This is a genomic window from Micromonospora sp. NPDC005163 (assembly GCF_053599835.1).
The window spans coordinates 80,843-102,958 of the sequence record NZ_JBSFYP010000027.1; the positions used below are offsets into that span (position 1 = coordinate 80,843).

Annotated in this window: 26 protein-coding genes and 2 pseudogenes; 7 read left to right on the plus strand and 21 right to left on the minus strand. The window is 70.1% G+C overall.

Annotation, left to right across the window (positions count from 1 at the left end; translation table 11 throughout):
- Positions 1-234: 234 nt before the first annotated feature.
- Genes ACWD6N_RS20025 through ACWD6N_RS20035 form a run of 3 tightly spaced genes read right to left on the minus strand, consistent with a single transcriptional unit; the run spans position 235 to position 2,332 of the window.
- Positions 235-876, minus strand: coding sequence for a hypothetical protein (locus tag ACWD6N_RS20025; protein ID WP_354968693.1), 642 nt, complete (start codon positions 874-876; stop codon positions 235-237).
- The gene (locus tag ACWD6N_RS20030) at positions 873-1,622 is read right to left on the minus strand and encodes a hypothetical protein (RefSeq protein ID WP_387328982.1); all 750 of its coding nucleotides are present in this window, start codon (positions 1,620-1,622) and stop codon (positions 873-875) included. Before ACWD6N_RS20030 ends, ACWD6N_RS20025 begins: the two co-directional genes overlap by 4 nt.
- Positions 1,619-2,332, minus strand: a complete 714-nt coding sequence (locus tag ACWD6N_RS20035) for an ABC transporter ATP-binding protein (protein WP_387328984.1) — start codon at positions 2,330-2,332, stop codon at positions 1,619-1,621. The genes ACWD6N_RS20030 and ACWD6N_RS20035 overlap by 4 nt, the downstream gene beginning before the upstream one ends.
- A 112-nt stretch (positions 2,333-2,444) precedes the next feature.
- Here ACWD6N_RS20035 and ACWD6N_RS20040 point away from each other — a divergent pair, with 112 nt between their 5' ends.
- From ACWD6N_RS20040 to ACWD6N_RS20055, 4 genes are all read left to right on the plus strand, one after another.
- Positions 2,445-3,293 (plus strand): sensor histidine kinase, encoded by an 849-nt coding sequence (locus tag ACWD6N_RS20040; protein ID WP_354968696.1) that lies wholly within the window; start codon positions 2,445-2,447, stop codon positions 3,291-3,293.
- Entirely contained in the window at positions 3,290-3,955 is a 666-nt protein-coding gene (locus tag ACWD6N_RS20045) for a response regulator transcription factor (protein WP_354968697.1), read from the plus strand. Before ACWD6N_RS20040 ends, ACWD6N_RS20045 begins: the two co-directional genes overlap by 4 nt.
- A gap of 190 nt (positions 3,956-4,145) precedes the next feature.
- Positions 4,146-4,298 (plus strand): transposase family protein, encoded by a 153-nt coding sequence (locus tag ACWD6N_RS20050; protein ID WP_354968700.1) that lies wholly within the window; start codon positions 4,146-4,148, stop codon positions 4,296-4,298.
- A gap of 235 nt (positions 4,299-4,533) precedes the next feature.
- Complete coding sequence (locus ACWD6N_RS20055) at positions 4,534-5,184, plus strand: GNAT family N-acetyltransferase (protein ID WP_450005028.1); 651 nt, start codon at positions 4,534-4,536, stop codon at positions 5,182-5,184.
- Positions 5,185-5,308: 124 nt separating this feature from the next.
- Here the strand turns inward: ACWD6N_RS20055 and ACWD6N_RS20060 are convergent, their stop codons facing one another.
- Positions 5,309-5,779 (minus strand): hypothetical protein, encoded by a 471-nt coding sequence (locus ACWD6N_RS20060; RefSeq protein ID WP_354968342.1) that lies wholly within the window; start codon positions 5,777-5,779, stop codon positions 5,309-5,311.
- Here ACWD6N_RS20060 and ACWD6N_RS20065 point away from each other — a divergent pair.
- Positions 5,760-6,008 (plus strand): annotated as a pseudogene (locus ACWD6N_RS20065) (TOBE domain-containing protein); the annotation flags it as partial. The gene ACWD6N_RS20060 and the pseudogene ACWD6N_RS20065 sit on opposite strands and share 20 nt — an antisense overlap.
- A 344-nt stretch (positions 6,009-6,352) precedes the next feature.
- Here the strand turns inward: ACWD6N_RS20065 and ACWD6N_RS20070 are convergent.
- The 9 genes from ACWD6N_RS20070 to ACWD6N_RS20110 all read right to left on the minus strand — a co-directional run bounded on the left by ACWD6N_RS20070 (position 6,353) and on the right by ACWD6N_RS20110 (position 14,178).
- On the minus strand, positions 6,353-7,042 hold the full coding sequence (locus tag ACWD6N_RS20070) for a DedA family protein (RefSeq protein WP_450005029.1): 690 nt from the start codon (positions 7,040-7,042) through the stop codon (positions 6,353-6,355).
- A 54-nt stretch (positions 7,043-7,096) separates the two neighbouring features.
- Positions 7,097-7,651: a phosphatase PAP2 family protein gene (locus ACWD6N_RS20075; RefSeq protein WP_354968340.1), complete on the minus strand. Its 555-nt coding sequence runs from the start codon at positions 7,649-7,651 to the stop codon at positions 7,097-7,099.
- Positions 7,652-7,759: 108 nt separating this feature from the next.
- On the minus strand, positions 7,760-9,175 hold the full coding sequence (locus ACWD6N_RS20080; RefSeq protein WP_354968339.1) for a sensor histidine kinase: 1,416 nt from the start codon (positions 9,173-9,175) through the stop codon (positions 7,760-7,762).
- Between the two features lie 80 nt (positions 9,176-9,255).
- Complete coding sequence (locus ACWD6N_RS20085; protein WP_387330069.1) at positions 9,256-9,933, minus strand: hypothetical protein; 678 nt, start codon at positions 9,931-9,933, stop codon at positions 9,256-9,258.
- Positions 9,930-11,384 carry a hypothetical protein gene (locus ACWD6N_RS20090; RefSeq protein ID WP_450005030.1) on the minus strand — a complete coding sequence of 485 codons (1,455 nt, stop codon included), beginning with the start codon at positions 11,382-11,384 and terminating at the stop codon, positions 9,930-9,932. Before ACWD6N_RS20090 ends, ACWD6N_RS20085 begins: the two co-directional genes overlap by 4 nt.
- Positions 11,381-12,127: an ABC transporter ATP-binding protein gene (locus tag ACWD6N_RS20095; RefSeq protein ID WP_354968336.1), complete on the minus strand. Its 747-nt coding sequence runs from the start codon at positions 12,125-12,127 to the stop codon at positions 11,381-11,383. The genes ACWD6N_RS20090 and ACWD6N_RS20095 overlap by 4 nt, the downstream gene beginning before the upstream one ends.
- The gene (locus ACWD6N_RS20100; protein WP_387330061.1) at positions 12,124-12,861 is read right to left on the minus strand and encodes a hypothetical protein; all 738 of its coding nucleotides are present in this window, start codon (positions 12,859-12,861) and stop codon (positions 12,124-12,126) included. The genes ACWD6N_RS20095 and ACWD6N_RS20100 overlap by 4 nt, the downstream gene beginning before the upstream one ends.
- Positions 12,858-13,412, minus strand: coding sequence for an RNA polymerase sigma factor (locus tag ACWD6N_RS20105; RefSeq protein ID WP_354968334.1), 555 nt, complete (start codon positions 13,410-13,412; stop codon positions 12,858-12,860). The genes ACWD6N_RS20100 and ACWD6N_RS20105 overlap by 4 nt, the downstream gene beginning before the upstream one ends.
- Before the next feature lie 88 nt (positions 13,413-13,500).
- On the minus strand, positions 13,501-14,178 hold the full coding sequence (locus tag ACWD6N_RS20110; protein ID WP_450005031.1) for a response regulator transcription factor: 678 nt from the start codon (positions 14,176-14,178) through the stop codon (positions 13,501-13,503).
- 364 nt (positions 14,179-14,542) lie between these two features.
- Between ACWD6N_RS20110 and ACWD6N_RS20115 the strand changes: the two genes are divergently transcribed.
- The gene (locus ACWD6N_RS20115) at positions 14,543-15,124 is read left to right on the plus strand and encodes a hypothetical protein (protein ID WP_387330088.1); all 582 of its coding nucleotides are present in this window, start codon (positions 14,543-14,545) and stop codon (positions 15,122-15,124) included.
- 348 nt (positions 15,125-15,472) lie between these two features.
- On the opposite strand, the pseudogene ACWD6N_RS20120 reads toward ACWD6N_RS20115, so the two are convergent.
- The 4 genes and pseudogenes from ACWD6N_RS20120 to ACWD6N_RS20135 form a co-directional block, all read right to left on the minus strand.
- Positions 15,473-16,198 (minus strand): annotated as a pseudogene (locus ACWD6N_RS20120) (ABC transporter permease); the annotation flags it as partial.
- A 103-nt stretch (positions 16,199-16,301) separates the two neighbouring features.
- The gene (locus tag ACWD6N_RS20125) at positions 16,302-16,448 is read right to left on the minus strand and encodes a hypothetical protein (RefSeq protein ID WP_387330058.1); all 147 of its coding nucleotides are present in this window, start codon (positions 16,446-16,448) and stop codon (positions 16,302-16,304) included.
- A 159-nt stretch (positions 16,449-16,607) separates the two neighbouring features.
- Entirely contained in the window at positions 16,608-16,919 is a 312-nt protein-coding gene (locus ACWD6N_RS20130) for a M48 family metalloprotease (protein ID WP_387330055.1), read from the minus strand.
- A 176-nt stretch (positions 16,920-17,095) separates the two neighbouring features.
- Entirely contained in the window at positions 17,096-17,470 is a 375-nt protein-coding gene (locus tag ACWD6N_RS20135) for a nuclear transport factor 2 family protein (RefSeq protein ID WP_387330052.1), read from the minus strand.
- Positions 17,471-17,539: 69 nt separating this feature from the next.
- On the opposite strand from ACWD6N_RS20135, the gene ACWD6N_RS20140 reads away from it, so the two are divergent.
- The gene (locus ACWD6N_RS20140) at positions 17,540-18,136 is read left to right on the plus strand and encodes a TetR/AcrR family transcriptional regulator (protein WP_354968330.1); all 597 of its coding nucleotides are present in this window, start codon (positions 17,540-17,542) and stop codon (positions 18,134-18,136) included.
- A 603-nt stretch (positions 18,137-18,739) separates the two neighbouring features.
- Here the strand turns inward: ACWD6N_RS20140 and ACWD6N_RS20145 are convergent.
- From ACWD6N_RS20145 to ACWD6N_RS20160, 4 genes are read right to left on the minus strand one after another with little or no spacing between them, the layout of a single operon-like run.
- Positions 18,740-19,630: a sulfite exporter TauE/SafE family protein gene (locus ACWD6N_RS20145; RefSeq protein WP_450005032.1), complete on the minus strand. Its 891-nt coding sequence runs from the start codon at positions 19,628-19,630 to the stop codon at positions 18,740-18,742.
- A complete protein-coding gene (locus tag ACWD6N_RS20150) occupies positions 19,627-20,229 on the minus strand; it encodes a rhodanese-like domain-containing protein (protein ID WP_354968328.1) in 603 nt (200 codons plus the stop codon). The genes ACWD6N_RS20145 and ACWD6N_RS20150 overlap by 4 nt, the downstream gene beginning before the upstream one ends.
- Positions 20,195-20,515 carry a hypothetical protein gene (locus tag ACWD6N_RS20155; RefSeq protein ID WP_387330048.1) on the minus strand — a complete coding sequence of 107 codons (321 nt, stop codon included), beginning with the start codon at positions 20,513-20,515 and terminating at the stop codon, positions 20,195-20,197. Before ACWD6N_RS20155 ends, ACWD6N_RS20150 begins: the two co-directional genes overlap by 35 nt.
- A gap of 14 nt (positions 20,516-20,529) precedes the next feature.
- On the minus strand, positions 20,530-21,930 hold the full coding sequence (locus tag ACWD6N_RS20160) for an MBL fold metallo-hydrolase (protein ID WP_450005033.1): 1,401 nt from the start codon (positions 21,928-21,930) through the stop codon (positions 20,530-20,532).
- Positions 21,931-22,116: the final 186 nt, after the last annotated feature.

Below are 22,116 nucleotides of genomic sequence, written 5' to 3' on the forward strand. Positions count from 1 at the left end.
CACCAGGCCCAGCCGCCTCGCAGGTTGTCGGCGCGCCGATCGGCGGCATGTGAGTGAACCAGTCGCGCCCGCTTTGAGTAGAAATGCCCATGGCTCTGCGCGCTTCTCGGCCTGTACGTTGATTCCTCGGGCCGACTGCAATCGGTCGACTACCGTTCGTAACGGCTGCGACGCCTTCCGCCGACTCCGGTGAGCCGGCCCGGAAACCGCGGATTCGCTGACCCGACTGGAGTGTTAAGCATCGCGGCGGTGGAAAGTGAGAGCGGCGAGCGTTAGGGCGGAGAGTGTCCAAGTGATCGTGGCGGCGGCGCCGCGGGACGGGTCGAGGGCGGCGGTGTCTGGCAGGTAGGCGGCGCTGGTGCCGGTCCGGGCCCGAAGCAGCGGGCCTGCGATGAAGTACAGACCGAGCAGCAGAACCACGGCGGGCACTGCGCGGCGGACGACGCCGGCGACTGCCGCCCCCAGCAGCGTGGTGAGCGTCAGGTACGCGGTCGCGGCGGGCGTCCAGGTGGCCCCATAGGCCGGCAGGGTGCTGGTGGCCGCCGTCGCGGCGGCCACCGGGAGCGTCAGAGCAGCCAGCGCGAGGGCTTTCGCCGCCTGCAGTGGCAGGCGCCGGGGCATCGCGAGCAGTGTGGTGCGGATCTGGCCGCCCTCCTGGTACTCGGACGCGGCCGCTAGCACGCCGAGCACCAGGAAGCCGGCCTGGGTGTAGCCGAGCGGGGCCAGGGCGGCGTCGTCGCCGAGCGGCTCACCGCGGGACTCGGCGGATGCGTACGCGTACGTCAGCAGCAGGTTGGCGGTCCAGGTCAGCAGTGCGGTCAGGCGCAGCGACGGCAGGGTCAGCAGTTTGCGCAGCTCAGCGCGGGCGGTGTTCATACGTCTCGCCGCTGAAACAGGACGGCGCCGACCGCGAGTAACGCGACGACCCAGGCCGTCATCACCAGGCCGGCGGTCACCGGGGCGATCTCGACGGGGAAGTCCGCGCTGCGGATGAACATCTGCGCTCCGACGATGTCCGGCAGGTAGGAGGCGAGGTCGGTGACCTTCGTCAGCAAGTACGACACTGAGACGACGGAGCTGTTGATGATCAGCAGCGTCAGCGGCACGATGCCGTTGCGAGTGATCAGCGCGATCCCGCACGCCAGTAGTGCGGTCAGCGTCCAGTAGAGGATCGCGGCGGCCACTCGGGCCGGGGCGGGTGCCGGCGCGTGTTCGCCGTGCAGCACCTGGGTGAGGGTGAGTGTGGCGGCTGCGGTCACCGCTGCCTGTGCCGCGACGACCAGCACGAGCGCGGTGGTCTTCGCCACCAGCAGACGCAGCCGGTCGGGAACTGCGGCGAGCGTCGCGGTGAGCTGGCGGGCGCCGGGGGCGTCCTGACCGGTGGACGTGTATTCGCTGCTCACCACGATCACGCCGAGGACCATCGGACCGATCAGGCCGATACCCAGGTCGCGTAGGCCCAGGTCGGACGTGTCGGTGAGGGTACCGGCGGCGATCGCGCGGCGGGTGTACGGCGCGTTCAGCAGGACGACCACGGGTGCTATCAGCGTGCCCAACACCAGGCCGACCCAGGCGGTGGGCAGGCCGAGCAGCTTACGGAGTTCGGCGCTGACCAGGCTCACCACGGGCCACCCGCCTCGGTAGCGGTCAGCGCGAAGAAGGCGTCCTCGAGCGTGCGATGACCGCCGGTGACGTCGGCGAGTCTGCCTTGGATCACGATCCGGCCCTTGTCGATCACGATGACGTCGTCGGCGATCTCGGCCAATTCGCCCATCAGGTGGCTGGAGAGTAGGACCGTGCGGCCCTGCGCGGCGCTGTCTCGGAGGAACTCGCGCATCCAGCGAATCCCGGCCGGGTCGAGGCCGTTGACCGGTTCGTCCAGGACCAGCACCTCAGGGTCGCCGAGCAGCGCGGTGGCGAGCCCGAGCCGGCGGCTCATGCCGAGGGAGAAGCGGCCGGCGCGCTTCCGCGCGTCGCCGGTCAGGCCCACGACCTCGAGGACCTCGTCGGCGCGGGAGTCCGGCAGGCCGTTGCTGGCGGCTACCCAGCGCAGGTGGGCGCGGGCCGTGCGGGCTCGGTGCGCGCCGCTGCCGTCGAGTAGCGCGCCGACCGTCGTGAGCGGACGGTCCAGTTTCCGATACGGGCGCCCGCAGATCAGCGCGGTCCCGCTCTGCGGGCGGTCCAGGCCGAGCAGGATACGTAGCGTCGACGTCTTGCCGGCTCCGTTCGGCCCGAGGAAGCCGGTGACCCGGCCGGGTCGGGCCTCGAAGGTGACGTCGTACAGGATCTGCGTCCTGCTCTTGGTCTTGCTGACGCGATCGATCGTGATCATAAGCCGAGTCAACCGGTGTTCCGGCCCTCACACATCGGACCGTTCTCGGATCCTGACGGCCGAGTCGGTCCACGGACCGTCAGACCCTGGTCTGAGAACTACAGTCGGGGTGGTGAACGCCCATCCGCGCCCCTCCGGGCGGTCCAGGGCCGTGCCGGTGGTTGCCGTGGTGATCAGCGTGCTGGTGATGGCCATGTGTACGGTCGGCGCGCAGGGCCCGTTCGCGGTCGTACTGCCGCCGCTGATAGTCGGCGGCGCTGTCGCGGCTGCGGTATGGGCGGTGCGGCGGTCACGCGCCGACCGAACCGCCTACGAATCGCGGCTGACCGCCTGGGCCGCATCCGAGGCGGTGCTCGCCGAGCGGTTGCGGATTGCCCGCGACCTGCACGACATCGTCTCGCATGGCTTGGGTCTGATCACGGTCCGCGCCGCGGCCACCCGGCATCTACCCAAGCCTGCCGAGGTGGAGGTGGCGCTCACCGATATCGAGGACGCGAGCCGGCACGCGACAGCCGAGCTACGCCGCATGCTCACGGTCCTGCGTGAGCCGTCGGCCGCCAGCCGCCGTGCGCCGGTGGACAACCTCGACGACTTGCCCGGCATCGTGCACGGGGCGTCGCTCGCAGGGCTTCGGACACGGCTGACGGTCGAGCCGCTCGGCCCGGTATCGCAGGGTGTACAAGTCGCCGTCTGCAAGACCGTGCGGGAGGCGCTCAGCAACGCGGCGCGGTACGCGGGACCGACGGACGTGCGGGTGCGGGTGTATCGGGACGAAACATACGTGGTGGTCACGGTGGCGGACACCGGCCCGTCAGTCGACGGATGGCGGGCATCGCCGGGCGCCGGACACGGGCTGGCCGGGTTACGGGAGCGGGTCGGCAGTCTCGGCGGCACGCTGTCGGCGGAGCACGTCGACGCGGGCTTCCGCCTCACCGCGCGGATCCGGGACGAGGCGGCGTGAGCGGCATCCGCGTGCTTCTGGTGGACGACCAGGCGCTGCTCCGACACAGCCTCGCCGTGATTATCAACAACGAGCCGGACTTGGCCGTCGTCGGCGAGGCCGGCGACGGCGCGCACGCCGTGGCGTGCGCCCGCACCACCCGCCCCGACGTCATCCTGATGGACGTCCGGATGCCGCACCTCGACGGCCTCGAGGCCACCCGTCGCATCTGCACCGACCCAGCGCTGTCCACTGCCCGCGTCCTGGTCCTGAGCATGTTCGAGCTCGACGAGTACGTCTACGAGGCGCTGCACGCGGGCGCGTCCGGTTTCCTGCTCAAGGACGCCCGCCCCGACGAGCTGATCGAGGCGATCCGCCGCACCCACCGTGGTGAATCGCTGTTCGCGCCGTCGATCCTCACCCGGCTCGTCGCGCACTACGTCACGGCGCCCCGACCGGATCGGCCGACGCCGGCACTGCGGCGGCTGACCGGCCGTGAGGTCGAGGTGCTGACACTGATCGGCGGCGGCTTGTCGAACGACGAGATCGCAACTGCCCTGGCGATCTCGGTGAAGACGGTGAAGACGCACATCACGCACCTGATGGCGAAGCTGGCCGTGCGAGATCGGGCACAGCTCGTGATCGCGGCGTTCGACGCGGGGCTGGTGCGGCCACGCCGCTGAACCCGAACGCGGCGATCTGCGTCGATCATCTGGCTCTGACACAAAAGCAGTGATGCCCGGTCCGCGTTGTTTGTTGGCGATGCGGCAGTCTAAGGCCGGTGTCGCTCTGACCCGATGAAGATGTTGCCTCCGCAGCTGTGATCGATGGGGTGATCCATCACAAGAGGTCCTGCGGGTTCGCGCTCGTACGCTGGCAGCGGCGGGGGCGTGTCCGCAGTGCGGCCAGCCGACCCGGCGCGTGCACGCCTTTCACCAGCGGCGCCTGGCTGATCTTCCCATTTGGTGGCCGGGGCATGGTCGTGGAGCTGCACGGCGAGAATTCGGTGAGGTTCGGCGACGGTAATTCTCATCCCGTCCACTGGGACTTGGCGTTGGGTCCGCAGCGGCGGTCGCGGGTCGCCCGCCTGCTCCGTCAGCTGGTGCACTCACATCGGCACGAGCGGGCGGCGCAGCCCGCCGGGCAAGGTGACAGAACGTAGCGCCCGGTCGGCGGCAGATGAGCACGGTCACCGGCGCGGAGTTCGCGCGCACCTAGAAAACGGAGGTGCGGGACACCGTCGGGTGGCACGATGCTCGGCGTGTCACCCAACCGACAGCCCGAGTTGCGTCCCGCCTATCCGATCCGGACCGAGCGTCTGTTGCTACGTCCGTTGACCGTCATCGACGTCGACGCCCTGCTGGCCTACCGAAGCCGGCCCGATGTCTGCCGCTACGTGCCCTTCGAGCCGATGGACCGTCAGCTGATCGGCGAACGACTCGCGGCGCAGTGGGCCACTATCGCACTCACCGACGAGGGCCAGGCCTTGACGCTCGGCATCGAGCTCGCCCGAACCGGCGGACTCGTCGGCGACGTGGTCCTGTTCTGGCACAGCCGGGAGTACCGCGGCGGGGAAATCGGATACATCCTGAACCCCGACTTCGCCGGCCATGGCTACGCCACCGAAGCGGCACACGCGCTACTTCGACTCGGCTTCGACGAGCTGGGCCTGCACCGCATCGTCGCCCGCCTCGATGAGCGCAACGGTCCCTCAGCGAAGGTGGCGCGCCGGCTCGGGATGCGACAGGAGGCCCGCCTGGTCCACAACGAGCTTTTCAAAGGCGAATGCAGCACCGAACTCGACTTCGCCATGCTCGCCGACCAGTGGCCCGCCCACCGCGACCGCATCGCCAACGGGCGGCAACACCGCGATATGGACGAATCGATCATCGAAGCGCCAGCGGTGCCTTGAACGCTCGGTAATCGGCAGTTCCGGATGGCGAGCGGCAGCTCCAGCCGTCACGCTGCGTGCCGCGCGGTTCGCGGCAGATCCGAGCAAATGATTGCGGCGGAGGCCGTATGCCAAGATCACCTCGTCAGAGAGCGTAGGAGTGCGGTCCGCCAAGCCAACGGCTGAGATATTCGGATTGAACGTCGCCGGTGAGTAGGCCGACCAGTGCCGCGGAGAATCCGACGCAGTACTGCTCCCAGTACGGCCCTCTTTCCTTCAGCACCACAGGCCAGTCGTCAGGCGCCGTGCCGGGCCTGACGTGCCAGAAGAGGAAGTCGCCGTTGACGGAGCACCCCCACGAGATCAAGTTGTCACCGGGCTCGAACCAGGACGGGACATCCTCACGGTTCGGTGTCCAACGGGACGCGTCACCCAGCGGCCAGTCTCCGGACCAGTTGTTGGGCCCCGCGAAGTCGAGGCGGACGCACTCGTGCGCCCAGGTGTTGTGTTGCACCAGGTCTGCCCAGTCGTGGACGGCGTCAGGGGCGCAGACGATGACGTGGTCATCGACGGAGACCTCCCGGACATCATGCGGGCCGGCCACCATCGCCGGCATCCAACGCCACGGCGACAACCTGAGGATCCAACTCGACGGTCCGATCGACGTAGTCGCCGACATCACCCCGACCGCCGCCGCGCACCTACGACTCGTCCCAGGACAGCCGCTGTGGGCCTCGGTGAAAGCAACCGAAACCCGCGTGTACCCAGCCCGCGATAACAGCCAGCCACACCCAGAACCACACGACAGGGCAGCACGGAACAGAAGCAACCAGGTCCTCCAGTGACCCTGGCGACGACATCCACCCACGGATTTCACCTCAGCGTCCCCGAGATCGGCGACGCCCCTGGCCGGTCCGGCGACGACCCGCCGCCCACCCGGCGGTGGCGTCGGCGTAGATCCACCCGCGGATGCCCGAGGCGAGCCAGACGGGCACGCACCTGGCAGTCGTCGACTTCGTACATGTCAGCAGCCTCAAGTTCGGCGTTCCTTCAGGGACTTTGGGCGGCAACCGTCGCGGTCGGGCAGCTACCGACCCCAATCGCGCATCAAGCGTCGACCACTGTCCGCCTCGACGCCGCAGAGGACGGTGGCATGCGAGAGCCGTCAGTGGCTCGTTAGTGCGGCGAGTCAATCGATTCGGGGCGCTGCTTCTGCCGCTGCCGCGGCATCCGCTGCGGGTGTGCCGGCAGCGCGGCGGGATCGGAGTAGTTGGATTCCGATTGGCAGTACGGAGACCACGACGATGCCGATCAGGATGACCTCGATGTTCGCCTTGACGAAGGCGACCTGGCCGAGGAAGTAGCCCAGGACGGTGACGCCGACGCCCCAGAGGGTCCCGCCGATGACGTTGTAGATGAGGAACGTCCGGTAGTGCATCCGGCTGACACCGGCGATGATCGGGGTGAACGTCCGCACGATCGGCACGAACCGGGCCAGGACCACGGACCGGGCTCCGTAGCGGGCGAAAAAGTCGTTCGCGCGATGCACGTTGTCCTGCTTGAACAGGCGGGAGTTGGGTCGGCGGAACAGGTTCGGGCCGACGCGCTTGCCGAACAGGTACCCCACCTGGTCTCCGGTGATCGCGGCGACGGCCACCAGCAGGCAGAGCAGCCAGAGCGGTTGGTGCAGGTAGTGGCCGTCGGCGACGAGCAGCCCGGCCGTGAACAGCAGCGAGTCGCCGGGCAGGAAGAACCCGATCAGCAGCCCGGACTCAGCGAAGACGATGGCGAGGATGCCGATCAGCCCGAAGGTGGAGATCAACCACTCTGGGTTGAGGAGACTGGGACCCACGGCCACCGGGGCGAGGGACGTTGACACGAGAAGACCTCCGAGAGGGCGTGACGGGTGACGCGGGCGGGCAAGCCGAGGAGGCTAGCGGCGGCTGGCAGCCGCGCGGGGACGGTCTTGGTGGGCGCGCCGGTCGAGGACGCGTACGGCGAGCGCGATGATCAGCACGGCTCCCGCGCCGATGACCGCGCCGGCGAGGATGTCCGCCGGGTAGTGCACGCCCGACCAGACTCGGGCGAATCCGATGACGGTGGCCAGCGCCGAGAGCAGTAATCCCCAGCGCCAGGACAGAAACACGCCGACGGCGAACGCCACCGCGAAGGCCGCCGTGGCGTGGTCGCTGGGCAGCGACCCGCCCGGGTCGTGCGGGATCAACTGGTGCACGGGGTGCGTCTGGAACGGGCGGACCTCGGTGCTGGCCACGGCGACCACCTGGCCGGCGGCGAACGCCAGGGCCAACGACGCGCCGACGCGTACGACCACCGACCCGCCGCCGGACTTCAGTCCGAGCAGCACCGTGACGGCGGCCAGAGCGCCGAGCAGGTAGATCAGCCAGACGGCGCACCACTCCAGCACGTCGTCGAGCGGGTCGTTGTGTCCGGCGGCGGCGTTGATGAGATGAAACAGGTGGTAGTTCACCGGGCATCCGATCCCGTGGTCGACCCGGCTCCTCGGCCGGCTGAGCCCAGCCAATCTGGTCACAGCTGAGAGGAGCCTGAAGGGGTCGGCGGCCCTGCGCAGTGCGGGTCAGTCGCCGGGTTCGTTGTCGCTGGTCAGCGGCAGTCGGATCTGGATCGTCGTTCCTGGGCCGGGCAGCACCCGTACGGTCCCGCCGTGCGCTGCGACGATCTCGCGGGTAATTGGCAGGCCAAGGCCGCTTCCGCCGTCGGCGCGGGCCCTGCTCTCGTCGAGCCGGACGAACCGTTCGAAGATTCGCTGCCGCTGCCCCAGCGGAATGCCCGGCCCGTCGTCGGTGACCTCCAGGCACCCCCACCCGTCGTCGACGCGGACCCGTAGGAGCACCTCGTGGCGCGCGTGGCGGGCGGCGTTGTCGGCGAGGTTCCGCAGCGCGCGCCCGAGGTCGTGGGCGTCGCCCGTCACGCGGACCGGGGTGAGGTGGGTTCGGACGGTCAGGTCGGGTCGGCGGGCGGTGAGGTGGTCCCGTTCGATGTAGGCGAGGTCGTCGAGGTCGACGTCCTCACGGCGCATCGTGAGGCCGTGCTCGTCGATACGGGCGAGCAGCAGCAGGTCGGCGATCAGCCGGCCCAGTCGCTGCGACTCGCGGCGCATCAGTCGGACCAGGTCGTCGTTCGCGCCGGGCAGGGGTGTCATCGTCAGGCGGTCGAGGCCGGCCTGCAGGGTTGCCAGTGGGCTGCGCAGTTCGTGGCTGGCATCGGCGACGAAACGGCGTTGCCTGGTCGCCGCCGTCTGTAGGCGGTCGAGCATGCTGTTCATCGTCTCAGCGAGTGCCGCCACCTCGTCGTGGGCTTGCGGCACCGGCACCCGGGCATGCAGGTCGCGGGCGGTGATGCCCGCGACCCGACGGCGAATCGTCTCCACCGGACGCAGCGACCGGCCGACGAACAGGAACACGGCCGCGCCGATCAGCAGCAGCATCGTCGGTAACCCGACGACCAGGATCGCGGCGATCACCTCGGTGCTCTCGTGCACTGGTCGTAGTGACTGGGCCACCAGCACGGTCCGGGTGCCCGAGGTGGTGCCGACACCGATCGCGACCACCCGGTAGGGGTCTTCGACGGCAAAGGGCAGCGTCCGCTGTTCCCGCAGGGTCTGACCGGCGGAGGGGCGCAGTGGGGACAGAGGCTCTGCCCCGCCGAGGGTCGGCGACGCCGCCTCCACCTCACCCGAGGGCGCCAGGACCTGCACCAGGTTCTGCTCCCCCGGGCTGGGCTTTAGCGTCTGGGCGATGGCGTCGGAGTCTCCGCCCGTCACCGCGGTGGCCACCTCAGCGGCGCGTTGTCTGGCAGTCGCATCCACGTCGCGGACCAGGTTGGCCCGGGCCAGGTAGATGAAGGCCGCTGCGCCGATCCCGAAGGTCACTGCCACCACCATGGTGGCGGCCAGCGCTGAGCGCAGCCGTACACCCAGGCGGCGGCGTGCCCAGCGGGCCGGGGCCTGTAACAGGGTGAGCATGGCGGCCATACCCGCAGCCTAGGGTCCTCGGGGCTGAGAGGGCGCTGAGAGACGGCGAGGTGATGCGACTCCCCCGACGTCTCTTCCGGTCATCCGCTGCGTGGGGTCTCCGGGCCGGTGTCTTGGGCTCCGCGCACCGCGATGAGCGTCACTCCGGCGACGAACACCACACCGGCGCACAGTGCGCCGCCGAGGTCGTGTGGTGGTCGGGCTGGCCACATCCAGGGCGTGGTCACCGCTGGGCCGTGCCACTGCGTGTACAGCGCGTAGAGGGCGATTATGAGATAGGCGGTAGGGCCGGCCCAGGCCAGCGCGCCGCCGAACAGGGCTGCGCACAGCAGGGCGACGCCGACCAGCCCGGCCAGGTTGCGCAGCACCTCCACGGCGCCGCCGGGCAGGTGCGTACCGGCTCCAGCGGCGGCCAGCGCACCGACGGCGGCGAGGGTCAGCGCCAGCGCGGTGGCCAGTCGCAGGAAGGGCAGCCACCGGCCGGTGACGCGTTCCGGCTCGCCGAGCAGGCTCGTGGCGGTGACAGCGATGGCCACGGCGCAACCGGTTTCGAAGATCAGCGGCAACTGCAGCGCTCCGTAGGCCTCCCACTGCCACCGCAGCGCGACCCGCAGTCCGACGGCGCAGGCCGCCACCGCCGCCAGGGCCGCCGGGACGCGGCGGCTGGCCAGGTGCAGACGAGCCAGCCGGAGCCCGGCCCGCACCGGGCCGCCGGGTGCCATCGCGTACCCGCGATTGCGAGTTTCGCTGGCGGTCACGGCAGCTGCGCCAGGGTGAGCTGGCCCGCGCGCAGCGCCGCCACGTGTTCCATGAGCCAGGCGTGGCGGGTAGCAGCCGGCAGCGCGGCTAATCGCTGCGCCGCTGCGGCGGCGGGACTAGCGGGCGTCAGGGTGGATGTGCCCAGGATGGCCTCCGCGACCGCCTGTTGCGCGGGACTCGCGTTGCGGCCACCGCCTACGACGCTGTTCACGATGCTGGGCGCGGCGTCCACGCGTAGCTCGGCAACAAACTCGTCGGTGGTCAGTTGATGGGGCAGGAGCAGGTGGAATATCGGCGGCGTGCCGCTCGTAGGGGGGCCAGCCCGACCGATGCTGACGCGATTGTCTGGCCCCTGTTCATATCTCGCAGCGGCCTGGCTGATCCGCGTTGGCGCGCCGGGCAGGCCCGCTACCTCGGTGAGCACCGGTTCGAGGGCGTCCGTCACCGCGGGCAGGTAGCCGGTGTAGGCGGGGTGCAGGCAGACCGGGATTGGGGTGTGGCTGCAGACGGGCGTGTAGCGCACTGGACGATCGTTGCCCGCGGTGTGCAGCAGCGGGATCGCGATCATGCCGTGGGCGTCGAGGCGGCCGGTGCCGGCCAACGCAACCGCGGTTCCGGCCGCCAGCAGCCCGGCCGCGGTGATAGCCGCCGCCCACCGGCGCAGCCACCGCCCGCCGGCGTCGGCGGGTAGGCCGAGAACGCCCAGCAACGCCGCGGTCAGGCCGGCGAGGAACAACACCTGCGCGACGGGAAGGTCGGGCAGGTAGCGGTAGAAGGTCGCCACACCCGGGTCAGGCCCGATCTCCCAGGGGCCGGCAACCAACGGCGAGATTTGCCAGTACGAGTCATCGCCGTGAATGAACTGCAGGCTGATCTGCAGCGCGAGGAACACACCGATCGCGACCAGCGGTCCGGTGAACCGGCTGGGGCGCAGCACCCCGGCTACGAATCCGAGCGCGGAGAACGCCGGCATACTCGCGGCGCCCACCGCGACCGGCCACCACAGCGGCCCACCCCAGGCGCCCTGCCATGCGGTCACCGCGTACAAGACGCTCACGCATCCCAGGTAGGCGACGATCGCCCAGCAGGTGGTCGCGGTCCAGGTGGCGAGCTGTCGAGTCCACCGCGGCCGGGCCGTACCGATGACCAGGTCGGCCATGCCGTGACGGCGCTCCCGCCAGCCCAGCCATGCGGAGGCGCCGACCACCGTCGGCGCGAAGACCGCCAGAGCTGTCGTCTGCATGGCCATCGCACGGACGTTCCACAGCGGTGGGTACGCCATGTTCGGCCGGTAGGTGATGAACCAGAACAGCGCGGCGACCAGTGGCAGCATCCACACCATCACGCTGCGGCGCATCTCCAGGCGAAGCAGCCCTCCCGCCGCCGTGATCGCCACGCGTGTACGACGGGCCGTTTCGTCCAGCGCGGAGATCACTGGGGCGGCGGTCATGACCGCGCCTGCGCTAACACCGCGCTGTATCCGCGCTCCAGTGGAGCATCGCCGGCCGCCGTGGTTCCCTCGGCGCGCGATGTCAACTCCTCCGGCGTCCCCTGGAAGACGATTTTCCCCTGGTCCATGAGGGCGACCTGGGTGCAGGCGGCACCGACGTCCTCGACGAGGTGCGTGCTGACCATGACGGTGGCGCGCTGGCCGAGGTCGCGCAGCAGAGCACGGAACGCCACCCGTTGCTCGGGATCCAGCCCGGCGGTCGGCTCATCCAGCAGGAGCAGTTCAGGTTCGTTGACGATGGCCTGCGCGATCCCGACCCGGCGCAGCATCCCACCGGAGAGAGTGCGTAGCTTCGCCGTCGCCTTGTCGCCCAGGCCCACGCGCTCGACCGCGGCGGCGACCGCGTGGTGCACCCGCGCGGGCGGCATCTCCTTGAGCAGCGCGAAGTACTCCACGAACTCCACGACGGTGAACCGCGGGTAGTAGCCGAGGTTCTGCGGCACATAGCCGAGCCGGCGCCGGATCTGCCGGCGCTGTCCGTACTGGCCGGGGTCGCGGCCCAGCAGTCGGATCCGACCCGAGGTCGGTGGGATCACCGTGGCCAACATCCGCAACAGCGATGTCTTGCCCGCCCCGTTCGGGCCCAACAGACCGAACACCCCTGGGCCGGTCTCCATCGTCACCCCGGCCACGGCCTCGGTGCGGCCGAAGCGCCGGGTGAGATCGCTGATCTCGACGTTCATGACGTTCCTCTCGGTGTCCGGGTCGAGTAGAGGACGATCGCCGCACAGCAGGCGGCGAACGCCAGGTAGGCAGGCCAGAGCGCGGTGTCGGTGACCGCGGCGGTGAGCCGACCGGCGGCTACCTGCCCGGACAGGACGGTGATCGTCCAGCCGAGCAGGCCCGCGGCCACGCCCACGTTCGCCGACCGGGCGACAGTCGCGGCGGCCAGGGCCAGCGCGCACACCGCGGTCATCGGGACCAGCCAACCGATCGTGACGGCCGTGGCGGTTCCCGACGCGGCCGAAGCGCCCAGCCCGAACGCCGCGTTCACACCGAACAGCGCCAGCGCCCGGACCAGCAGCACCATGCGGTCGCTGACGGCCACGCTGCACGACAGCTCCCAGGCGGGGTCGATGCCCGGGCCGTAGGCGAACGCGATGCCCGCCGCGGCGACCGCAGGGGCAAGAAGCGCCACGTACGGCGTTCCGGTGCTCAGCGTGGCGAGGAGCCCGGCGAGCAGCACCACCGCGGTGGCGATGACCCAACCAAGCAGCAGCGACGGCGTCGTGACCAAAGCCCGGGCCAGGCCCGGCGAGCGGAGCAGATGCCCAGCCAGCCGCTCCACCGCCCCGGGGCGGCGACGCCACACCTGGGCGGCCACCCCGACCCAGACCCGATCAAGATCGACACCTTCCGGTGCGGGGCCCCGCCCGTCGGGCTCCTCGACCCGGCGCGTCACATCACCGTTGGTCACTGCCCACCTCCATCGCGCGCCGGCTCGTGGCGCCGTAGGGCAGCACGCATCAGCCGGCGAATCTGGTACGCGCGGCTCTTCACCGTTCCCGCGGGAACACCCATCAATTCGGCCACCTCAGCCACGGACTTGTCCTCGACGTACATCAGCCGCCAGGTCTCGCGCTGCAGGCTGCCCTCCGGCCCGAGCACCTTCACGGCGTCGGCAAGCTCGGCCCTGGACAGCGCCGTCTCAGCCGGGTCTGCGCAGTTGTGATCACCGGTCTCGGCCAGGGCGGCCAGCAGCAGCGCGGGTTGCCCGCGCCGGCGCAGCCACAGCGCGCCCTGGCGGCGGGCTATGCCCCACAACCAACCGCCGGCACCCCCACCTCGGTACGTAGCAGCGCCCCGCCAGGCGGCCAGGAAGGTCTCCTGCAGGACGTCCTCCACGTCGGGGGGCGGCAGCGCCGCGCGCAGCCGACCCGCCAGCCACGGGGCGTGCCGCGAGAACAGTTCCCGCAGGGCGCTCTCGTCACCACCGGCCATGGCAGCGATCAGATCCTCGTTGTCCATCGCCACTACTGTTGCGTTCCCGAGCGGATCGGTTCACCGACCACACCCGCATTTTGTGAGCTGAGGCCTGACACCACTTGGGGCACTGTCAACCGCCGTCGGCGGCCAGCCGGTAGCCCATGCCCCGTTGAGTCTGGATGGCCCGCCGGCCGAACGGCTGGTCGATCTTGCGGCGCAGGTAGCCGACATACACCTCGACGATGTTGGGGTCGCCGTCGAAGTGCGCGTCCCAAACGTTGTCGATGATCTGCCGCTTGGACACCACGTCGCCACAATGACGCATGAGGAACTCCAGCAGCGCGAACTCCCGGGCGGTCACCCGGATCGGTTGCCCAGCGCGGGTCACCTGCCGCCGGGCCGGGTCCACTGCCAGGTCACCGGCGGTCAGGATCACCGGTCGGGCCGGGGCGCCGCGGCGGATCAGGGCCCGCAGGCGGGCCACCAGCACCACGAACGACAACGGCTTGATCAAATAGTCGTCCGCGCCGAGGTCGAACGCGTCGGCCTGGTCGTAATCGCCGTCCTTCGCGGTCAACATCAGCACCGGCGTCCACACGTCCCGCGACCGCAGTTGCCGGCACACCTCATAGCCGTTGAGGCCGGGCAGCATGATGTCGAGCACCACCACGTCGTACGGGTTCTCGGTGGCCGCCCACAGCCCGTCGGTCCCGGTGTGCTGCACATCGACAGCGAATCCCTCGTCGGTCAGGCCGGTACGGATCACCTCCGCCAGGGCGGTCTCGTCCTCGACGACCAGCACACGCACGCCGTTCGTTCCTTCCCGCCCGCAGTCCCGGCGGACCCGGCAGGGTCCGCGTCACCTCCGATCATCGCGCGCGAAGGGGCGGGGCATGCCTGCTACCCCGATGCTGAGGTGCCGTCACCCGAGCAGGGCCCCGGTATCCAGGTCCGACACGTCTCGCCTCGTGACGTTCGAGTACGCGGCCCGAGGCGAACCGATCCGGACAAGCCTCCGCTTGCTTGCTTCTACATCTTGTGTAAAAGTTCATCGCCCTCGGCTCAGTTGGCCGCAGGCCGCGCAGCAGGGCACCCACGAGTCGGTTTCGCCACCGTCGTCGCTGCTGCCCACGAGCCGAGGGCTGGATAAGCACGAGTTGGGGAGGACGCTGATGTCCGCGCCCGTGGCGTTGGGCGACGTCCTGCTGGTCCTGCTGAACGGGCAGCCGTCCAACGCCTTCGACCTGCACCAACGCCACACCCTGCTTCTCGGCCCCGAGCAGGCGGTCGACATTCGGCGGTTCACCACGACGGTGAACCGACTTGCACGCTCCGGGCACGTGCGGTTGGAACGCGTGATCTCACCGCACAATAAGAACCAGAACCGGCCTAGGTGTGTGCTGACGGCAGCGTGCCAGCACCGGCAACAGTCGTGGCTGACCGACGTGACAGAGCACGCCAGCCTCGAGGAGATCTACACCAAGGGCATACTGGCCGTCGATAGCGCAGACCTGGCTACGTTCGAGGCGTTCATCAGCACCAGCCTGGCGGCGGCCCATCTACGCCAGCGGAATCTGACGGATGCCACCGCCGAGGGATCCCCGGCGATGAGTGCCCGCCTCGCGTTCGAGGACGGAATGATCAAAGCCACCGCGACATGGTTGCGTCACCTTTCGAATCTGCGACCGAGCGCGGTCGCCGCACCGTCGTGCCCACCGGCCGCACCGCCCGTTCCCAGGCAGGTCAGAATCTGAACAGCCCGCGCCGCGATCCGGACGGCGGCCAGCCGAAGACAATGCTCCGTCCCAGTGGTCTCCCGCCGTCGCGGACGCCGGCCGGGCAGGCGAAACGGCCTGTGATCGGCCAGGCATCCCGAGCCCACGAGCTGCCGACCTAGGCCGGTGCTTGCACGTTCGACGACCGACCGCAATGAATGGAAGCGGACGACTGCCATCAGGCAAGCCGTTGCGGCCGTTGCGACATCGAATTGCGCCAGTGGCCTGGTCGGGGTTCGGCCCGGCGGGTTGGAGACGGCCACTGGCCACCAGCTCGACGGTGAGAACGACGGCGACGGCCTCCACGGCGAGGAGCCCGACGAGGACGACCAACTGCGTCACTCCGGCGGCAAGTGGGCTCGCTCCGCCGAGCAGCACGCCGACGAACGCGCCGGGCAGGGTCACCAGGCCGACCGTCCGGGTCTGGTCGAGTGCCGGGACCAACGCCTGTCCGGCCGCCGGACGGCACACCAGCAGCACGGCGTCACGGGGAAGTAGACCCAAGGCCAGGCCGGCCTCCACCTCACCGCGCCTGCTGGTCAACTCGTCGAGCGCACGCCGCCCGGCCAACGACGTCGCGGTCATCGCCCCACCGATCAGGATCCCCGCGACCGGGATGATCGCGATACCCCGCATTGGCACCAGGCCCGCCAACAACAGCCCCGCCACCACGGCCATGCTGCCCGCCACGATCGGCACACCGGCCCACCACCCCCGACTGCCGCCCGTAATCCGCCGACCGGAGGTGCCCGCCGCCACCGCGCACATCAGGACGACAAACGCGGCCGTGGCCCACAGCGACACCACAATGCCGGCGATCAGCACCGACACGGCACCCAGTTGAATCGCGGCACGGACGGCGGCGACCGTCACCTGCCGGCCGTGGCCCAGTTTCCCGAGGGTCACGACGGCCGCCGCCACGAGGGTCAGCACGACCAGCGCAACGCCGAGCTTCGGGCCAACCACGAGCATCGTCGAGGACATGCCATCAGTTTCCCGCTCCGCCCGGCCAGGGGTGCAGGGGCCGCCGGTCCCGGCGGTTGTGACGGACATGCCGGCGCGCTCGAATGATGCCCCTGTCCGGCGGGAGCGTCGAACAGGGAGCAGTAGCTGCCGAAGTGTGCTCCGGAAAATCGGGCTAGCCGGCGGCCGCTAATCAGCCTGGCCGGGCCGCGCCGATCAGTTGAACGAAGTCGTAGACCGCCTCGCCGGACCAGATCAGCGACGACAGCGCCAGCGCCACCGGCAGCCCGTGCAGCGCGGGTGAGCGGAGGGTGGCGTGCGGTCGCAGCAGCTGGGCCACCCGGCGAGGAACGACTCCCCCCGGCGATGCGGCGTACAGGCCTCGCGGGACATCCATCTCAACCCGCGAAGCCAGTGCGACCACGCCGATCGCGTGTGCGACGGTGTGGCGGTTGCCCACCTCCACGGCGGCCTGCTCGTCGGCGGCTCGTTCGACGAGTTAGTCGACGTGACGTGCGACCCACCAGAGGGCCGGATGCATCGCGGCGGCGAGCTCGGCCGACTGGACCAGCCGGTGATGACCCGAACTCAGGTGCGCGTATTCGTGTGCGAGGAGCGCGTCGAACTGGCGGTCGGTGAGCAGCCGGCGCATGCCGGTGGTCACGACAACACGGCCGGGCCGGCCCGGAACCGCGAACGCCTGGGCAGTGGAGTCGGGCAGTACCACCAGCGGGTCGGTGTCGGGCCCGGCGGCCTGGCCGCCGAGGTGCAACGCGCGGCGGTGTCGGCGCCCCCGTCGGATGCAGTTCAACGCCGTTCAGTGCACCCGGCTGCTCCCACCGTGATCCCCGACCCCTAGCCACCGCTGGGACACAAAATCCGACCGGGTCGTACGCGGTTCAGCCGGCCAGCGCGCAGCCCAATCGGGCGGGCGCGAACCTCACTGTGGTCATCACCGTCGAGGCGCCGCTTGGCAAACTTTTGGAACTATTCTGATGGGATCGCCCGCGTGGCTTGGATGGCGCGGCGCAGTCGACCGTCGGCAGCCAACTCCCCGAACATGTAGATCTCCGTGGTGATGGTGCCGCCTTTGCGCAGTTCGGCGATGAGCCGGTACCGGGCGGCCACCTGGTCGCCGTCCACCAGCGCCTGCTCCACCTCGACACGGAGACCAATGGCCCGTTTGCGGGCCGGACGGATGTGATCCAGCAGCCGCTTCCGGTCCAGCAGCACGCCGTCGTTGACCAGCTCATAGTCCGGCGTGTGGTAGCGGTCCAGCACGGTTGCCGGATCCTCGTCGCCCAGCCCTGCCTCCTGCGGATAGCGGGCCAGGTAGCCGGTCAGGTCGGTACGGGGCGTCATTTGATCTCCCTGAATCGAGTTATCTTTGACACGGTGTCTACGTTAATGCAAGGCGGTAGATTAGACAACGTGTCAGAGATAACAGATGGTCGGCGCCGCCGGCGGCGTTCCGACGCCGAGCGCAGCGCCGCCGCGGTACTCGACGCCGCCGTCCAGGTGCTCGGTCGGCATCCGGCGGCGAAGGTGGAACAGGTCGCCGCCACAGCTGGCGTCACCCGCCAAACCGTGTACGCCCACTACCCGTCCCGGCCGCTGCTGGTGGCCGCGGTCATCGACCGCATCACCGCCGAAGCCGTCGCCGCCCTCGACGCCGCCGACGTGGACAGCGGCACCGTCACCGAGGCGCTGCTGCGCTGGTTGGACGTCACCTGGCGGCTGTTCGACCGGTACCCGCTGCTCCTGCACCCCTCGGTGACCGCCGCCGACCAGGCGGACTCCGACCGTCAGCATGCCGCAGTCACCGAGCGCCTGGAGCGGCTGATCAGGCGTGGCCAGGTCACCGGCGAGTTCGACAGCACCGTCAGCCCGGCCTGGTTGGTCTCCGCGACCATGGCGCTCGGGCACGCGGCCGGCGGCGAAGTTGCCGCTGGCCGCATGACCACCGCGCAGACGGCGGCAGCGCTGCGCCACAGCATCCTGCGCGTGTACGGCGCCCGCGAGCCCTGATCAGCGACGGTCTCCCGCCACTCCCGTGCCCACTCGATGTTGATCGGCGCACCCAGCATGTTGCACCTGCTTCGACCTCGGTCGCCGACGCACGCTCATCGGCATGTCAGTGCGTCCGCTGCCACGCCTGAGACCTGGAGACCCGCCGTGACCCGTTGTGAGGCTGTACGCACCATTCGCCTGGCCGGCCGTGCCGCCGCCGCATCGGCACAGGTCGCAATGGCGGGCGACCGGCCAGCCCTCATTCACCATGAACTTGGCCAGACGCAGCTGGGCACGTGGACTCAGCGCTGCGTTGGGTGAGGACACGAGGATGTCCTGGTTTGTGACGTGGTCGCCTTCAGCAGCTCCACTTCATGACAGGAGGTCCTCATCATTCGCCCAAGGTCATTCGTGAGCGCCGACGGGCGTGGCTTGGTTCGTGCATGCCAACGCTCCGCTGCTGGCTGACGTCGCTGACGCGACCGGGCTGACCGGTGCATGCGGCGACACCCTTGCAGGGTTGCGGCGGCGACGTGGTGTGCACGACCCGGGCACGGCTCGCGGGGATCTCACGTTGATGCTCGCCCACGGTGGTGAGGCGATCTCGGACCCCCCCGAGTCTCAGCGGCGTGCGGCCGCCACGACCTCAGGGGCGGTTTGCCGGCCACGCCGTCGGTTTTGCCGGACGATGATGCCGACTGCCACCACAGCGGTCAGGCCGAGGGTGGCCCATGGCAGGGGGTTGGCCCTTACCTGGCCGGGCATCTGTTGGGCTAGGACGAACACGCCCATCACCACGACGAACCAACCGAATGCCTTGCGCAGCGCGTTCTCGGAAACACGGCTGGCGAGCCGGCCGCCGAGCAGGCTACCGATCACGGCGGCGGTGGTGACGGCGCCGGCCAGGCCCCAGTCGATGCTGACGCTGGAGAGGTATCCGGCGAGGCCGGCGACGGACTTCATCGCGATGACGACCAGCGAGGTGCCGACGGCGACGGGCATCGGCAGGCCGCCGAGCAGGGCCAGTGCCGGGACCACCAGAAAGCCGCCGCCAGCGCCGACGAGGCCGGTGACCAGGCCGACCACGACGCCGTCGAGAGCGACCCGCATGACGGAAAGCTCGTGCGGCACCGGCCGAGCCTCTGCGGCACGCCGGCCGCGGATCATCGCGATGGCGGTGGCGAGCATCATCAGGGCGAACCCGGTCAGCAGCACTCCGGCCGGGATGAACTGGGCCAGGCGGCCGCCGGCGTAGGCACCGGCCATGCCGGCGACGCCGAAGAGCAGCCCGGTGCGCCACCGGATGCGCCCGGCCCGCGCGTGCGGCAGCACGCCGACAGCGCTGGTGACGCCGACGACGAGCAGCGAGGTGGCGATGGCTTCCTTGGCCGGCAGGTCGGCGACGTAGATCAGCAGCGGTACGGCCAGGATCGAACCGCCGCCGCCGAGCAGACCGAGGCTGATCCCGATCAGTACGGCCAACCCGGCGGTCAGGGCGATGCTGCCAGTCATTCCTGCCGCCCGGTCGTAGGCTCCCGCTGCAGTTGGGCGACGACGCTGTCCAGGTCGCAGGTGGCGCCGCGGTTGTAGGGGAGTTTGCCGAGCAGCATGCCCATGGCGCAGGTGTTGGTCAGCGCGGCGAAGGTGAGGCCGGCGCCGATGAAGCCGGCGATCCACTTCAGGCCGGGTACGAACACCGAGGCGAGGATGCTGGCCAGGACGATGGAGCCGGCGGCAAGGCGTACCTGGCGCTCCAGGTTCCAGCGGGGTTTGCCTTGACTGATCGGCGCGTGGGCCGCCTGCCATGCCATGATGCCGCCGTTGAGGACGCGCAGGTTGGGCAGGCCCACGCCGGCGAGGGCCTGTTCGGCCTGGGCGGCGCGGGCGCCGGAGCGGCAGACCAGGACAACGTCCTCGTCGAGGTGGTGGCGCAGTTCCTCGCGGTGTTCCTTGAGCAGGTCCAACGGCACGTTGTAGGAGCCGGGGATGTGCGAGGTCTCGAACTCACCGGGGGTGCGGACGTCGAGCAGCCGGGGTGCCTGCCCGGCGGCGATCAGCGCGCGCAGGGTGGCCGTGTCAAGCGTCGCGGGGCTCGTCGGGGTCGTGCTCATGCGCTTCCTTTCGATTGGAGTCGGTTCGGGGCTCGGGCCGCTGGTGGGGCGTAGGGCCCACGTGGTCGGGGTGCCCGCGTGCGACGCTCTGCTGCCTGATGTTGGTGAGTAGGAACGGCAGGGCGTTGCAGAGCAGGGCGGCGACGGTGAAGTCCGGCAGCCCGGCGAGGCGTGCCAGGTGAGGTCGGTGTTCCGCGCCGAGGGCGAGGGCGACCAGCAGGGACCACAGGGGTGTGGTGGCGTGCAGGACGCCGGCGACGCCACTGTCGAGTGGTCGGCGCGGCACGAGGGCGGCGATCGTCAGACCGAGGCGGCCATGCGCACGCCGGCCTGCTCGGCCCGGCCGAACATGTCGTCGATCAGGACGACGTCGTGGCCGGCGTTGGCCAGCAGCGACGCGGCGGCGGTGGCGCGGTAGCCGGAGCCGCAGTGCACCCAGACGGTTCCGGCCGGCACGTCGCGAAGGCGCTTGGGCAGGTCGGGCAGTGGAATGTGCACCGCGCCGTCGATGTGGCCGGCGTTCCACTCGTTGGTCATCCGGACGTCCAGGAGCACCCGCGGGGCGGGCAGGCCGTCGGGGATGTTGCCCGCCTGTGCGGCTGCGAGGGCCGCGAAGTCGGCGACGGTCAGCTCCCGCAGGTCGGTCAGGTCGGTCGCCCACTGCTCGGGGGTTCCGGTGGCCTGCGCCGCCGGACGGTCAATACCGATGCGGACGAGCTCCCGTTGGGCGCCCGCGACCTGCTCCGGGGTCTCCGCCAGGAGGGTGATCGGCACGCCCCACTGGATCAGCCAGCCGAGCCAGGTCGACATGGGCCCGTCCAGGCCGAGGCCGATCGTGCCGGCGAGGTGCGAGGCGGCGTACGCCTTGCGGTGTCGCAGGTCGACGACCCACTCGCCGGCGGCGATCCGTTCCCGCAGCTGACCGGCGTCGGCGCGGGTCACGGGGCTGAGGTCGACGGGAGCCGGTCCGGCGGTGTTGGCTACGCCCATGTGGGCGTAGTACGCCGGGTAGGCGTCCAGCCCGGCCAGGGTTTCAATCACGAACTGGTCGGCGGCCAGCCGCAGCGCCGGGTTGGCCTGCTTCTCACGGCCGATGGTCGACTCGGAGGCGTCGGCCTGGCTGGCCGAGCAGAAGCTGCCGAACCCATGCGTCGGCCATACCTGGGCCCCGTCGGGCAGCAGGTCAGCCAGCCGTTTCGCCGAGGTGTGCTGTTGGTGGGCCAGCGTGTGAGCGTGCTGCTGCCCGAGCAGGTCGGTGCGGCCTGTCGTGCCGAACAGCAGCGAGCCGCCGGTGAACACCCCTACCGGAGACCAGCCACCGTCACCGGGCTCGTCCAGCACGTAGGAAAGGTGGTGGAAGGTGTGCCCGGGAGTGGCGACCACCCGCAGCCGCAGCCCATCGGACACGGTCACCTGGTCGCCGTCGGACACCGGCATGCGGTCGAAGCCCACCTCGTCGTGGGCGGAGACCAGGTACTCCGCGCCGGTGAGCCGGGCCAGTTGCAGGCCACCAGAGACGTAGTCGTTGTGGATGTGCGTTTCCACCACGTGCGTGATCCCCACACCCTTCTCCCCCGCGAGATACACGATCCGGTCAATGTCCCGCTGTGGGTCCACCACCACCGCCACCCGGCCGTCTGTCGCCAGGTAGCTGCGGTCACCCAGGGACGAGGTCGCGATGACCGACACCTGCATCGCCATCCGTCCACTCCTTCCAGTTATACCCCCGGGGGTATCCGGGGATTAGTCGTCACCCTTGGTCGAAATCGAACACGCGTTTACCTGCCCGGGCGGGTCACACGCCGCCTGGGCCTACCAGAGGCAGCCCCGGCGGCTCACGCCAAGGCCAGGAAGAGCTTCTCCAGCTCCTCTTCGGTCATCTCCGGC

What these genes read in the sequence shown, in the direction of transcription:
- ACWD6N_RS20025 (WP_354968693.1), bottom strand. Translation starts at nt 876, where the DNA reads ATGAACACCGCCCGCGCTGAGCTGCGCAAACTGCTGACCCTGCCGTCG.
- ACWD6N_RS20035 (WP_387328984.1), bottom strand. Translation starts at nt 2,332, where the DNA reads ATGATCACGATCGATCGCGTCAGCAAGACCAAGAGCAGGACGCAGATC.
- ACWD6N_RS20060 (WP_354968342.1), bottom strand. Translation starts at nt 5,779, where the DNA reads ATGCCGGCGATGGTGGCCGGCCCGCATGATGTCCGGGAGGTCTCCGTC.
- ACWD6N_RS20080 (WP_354968339.1), bottom strand. Translation starts at nt 9,175, where the DNA reads ATGGCCGCCATGCTCACCCTGTTACAGGCCCCGGCCCGCTGGGCACGC.
- ACWD6N_RS20090 (WP_450005030.1), bottom strand. Translation starts at nt 11,384, where the DNA reads ATGACCGCCGCCCCAGTGATCTCCGCGCTGGACGAAACGGCCCGTCGT.
- ACWD6N_RS20095 (WP_354968336.1), bottom strand. Translation starts at nt 12,127, where the DNA reads ATGAACGTCGAGATCAGCGATCTCACCCGGCGCTTCGGCCGCACCGAG.
- ACWD6N_RS20105 (WP_354968334.1), bottom strand. Translation starts at nt 13,412, where the DNA reads ATGGACAACGAGGATCTGATCGCTGCCATGGCCGGTGGTGACGAGAGC.
- ACWD6N_RS20115 (WP_387330088.1), top strand. Translation starts at nt 14,543, where the DNA reads ATGTCCGCGCCCGTGGCGTTGGGCGACGTCCTGCTGGTCCTGCTGAAC.
- ACWD6N_RS20135 (WP_387330052.1), bottom strand. Translation starts at nt 17,470, where the DNA reads ATGACGCCCCGTACCGACCTGACCGGCTACCTGGCCCGCTATCCGCAG.
- ACWD6N_RS20145 (WP_450005032.1), bottom strand. Translation starts at nt 19,630, where the DNA reads ATGACTGGCAGCATCGCCCTGACCGCCGGGTTGGCCGTACTGATCGGG.
- ACWD6N_RS20150 (WP_354968328.1), bottom strand. Translation starts at nt 20,229, where the DNA reads ATGAGCACGACCCCGACGAGCCCCGCGACGCTTGACACGGCCACCCTG.
- ACWD6N_RS20160 (WP_450005033.1), bottom strand. Translation starts at nt 21,930, where the DNA reads ATGGCGATGCAGGTGTCGGTCATCGCGACCTCGTCCCTGGGTGACCGC.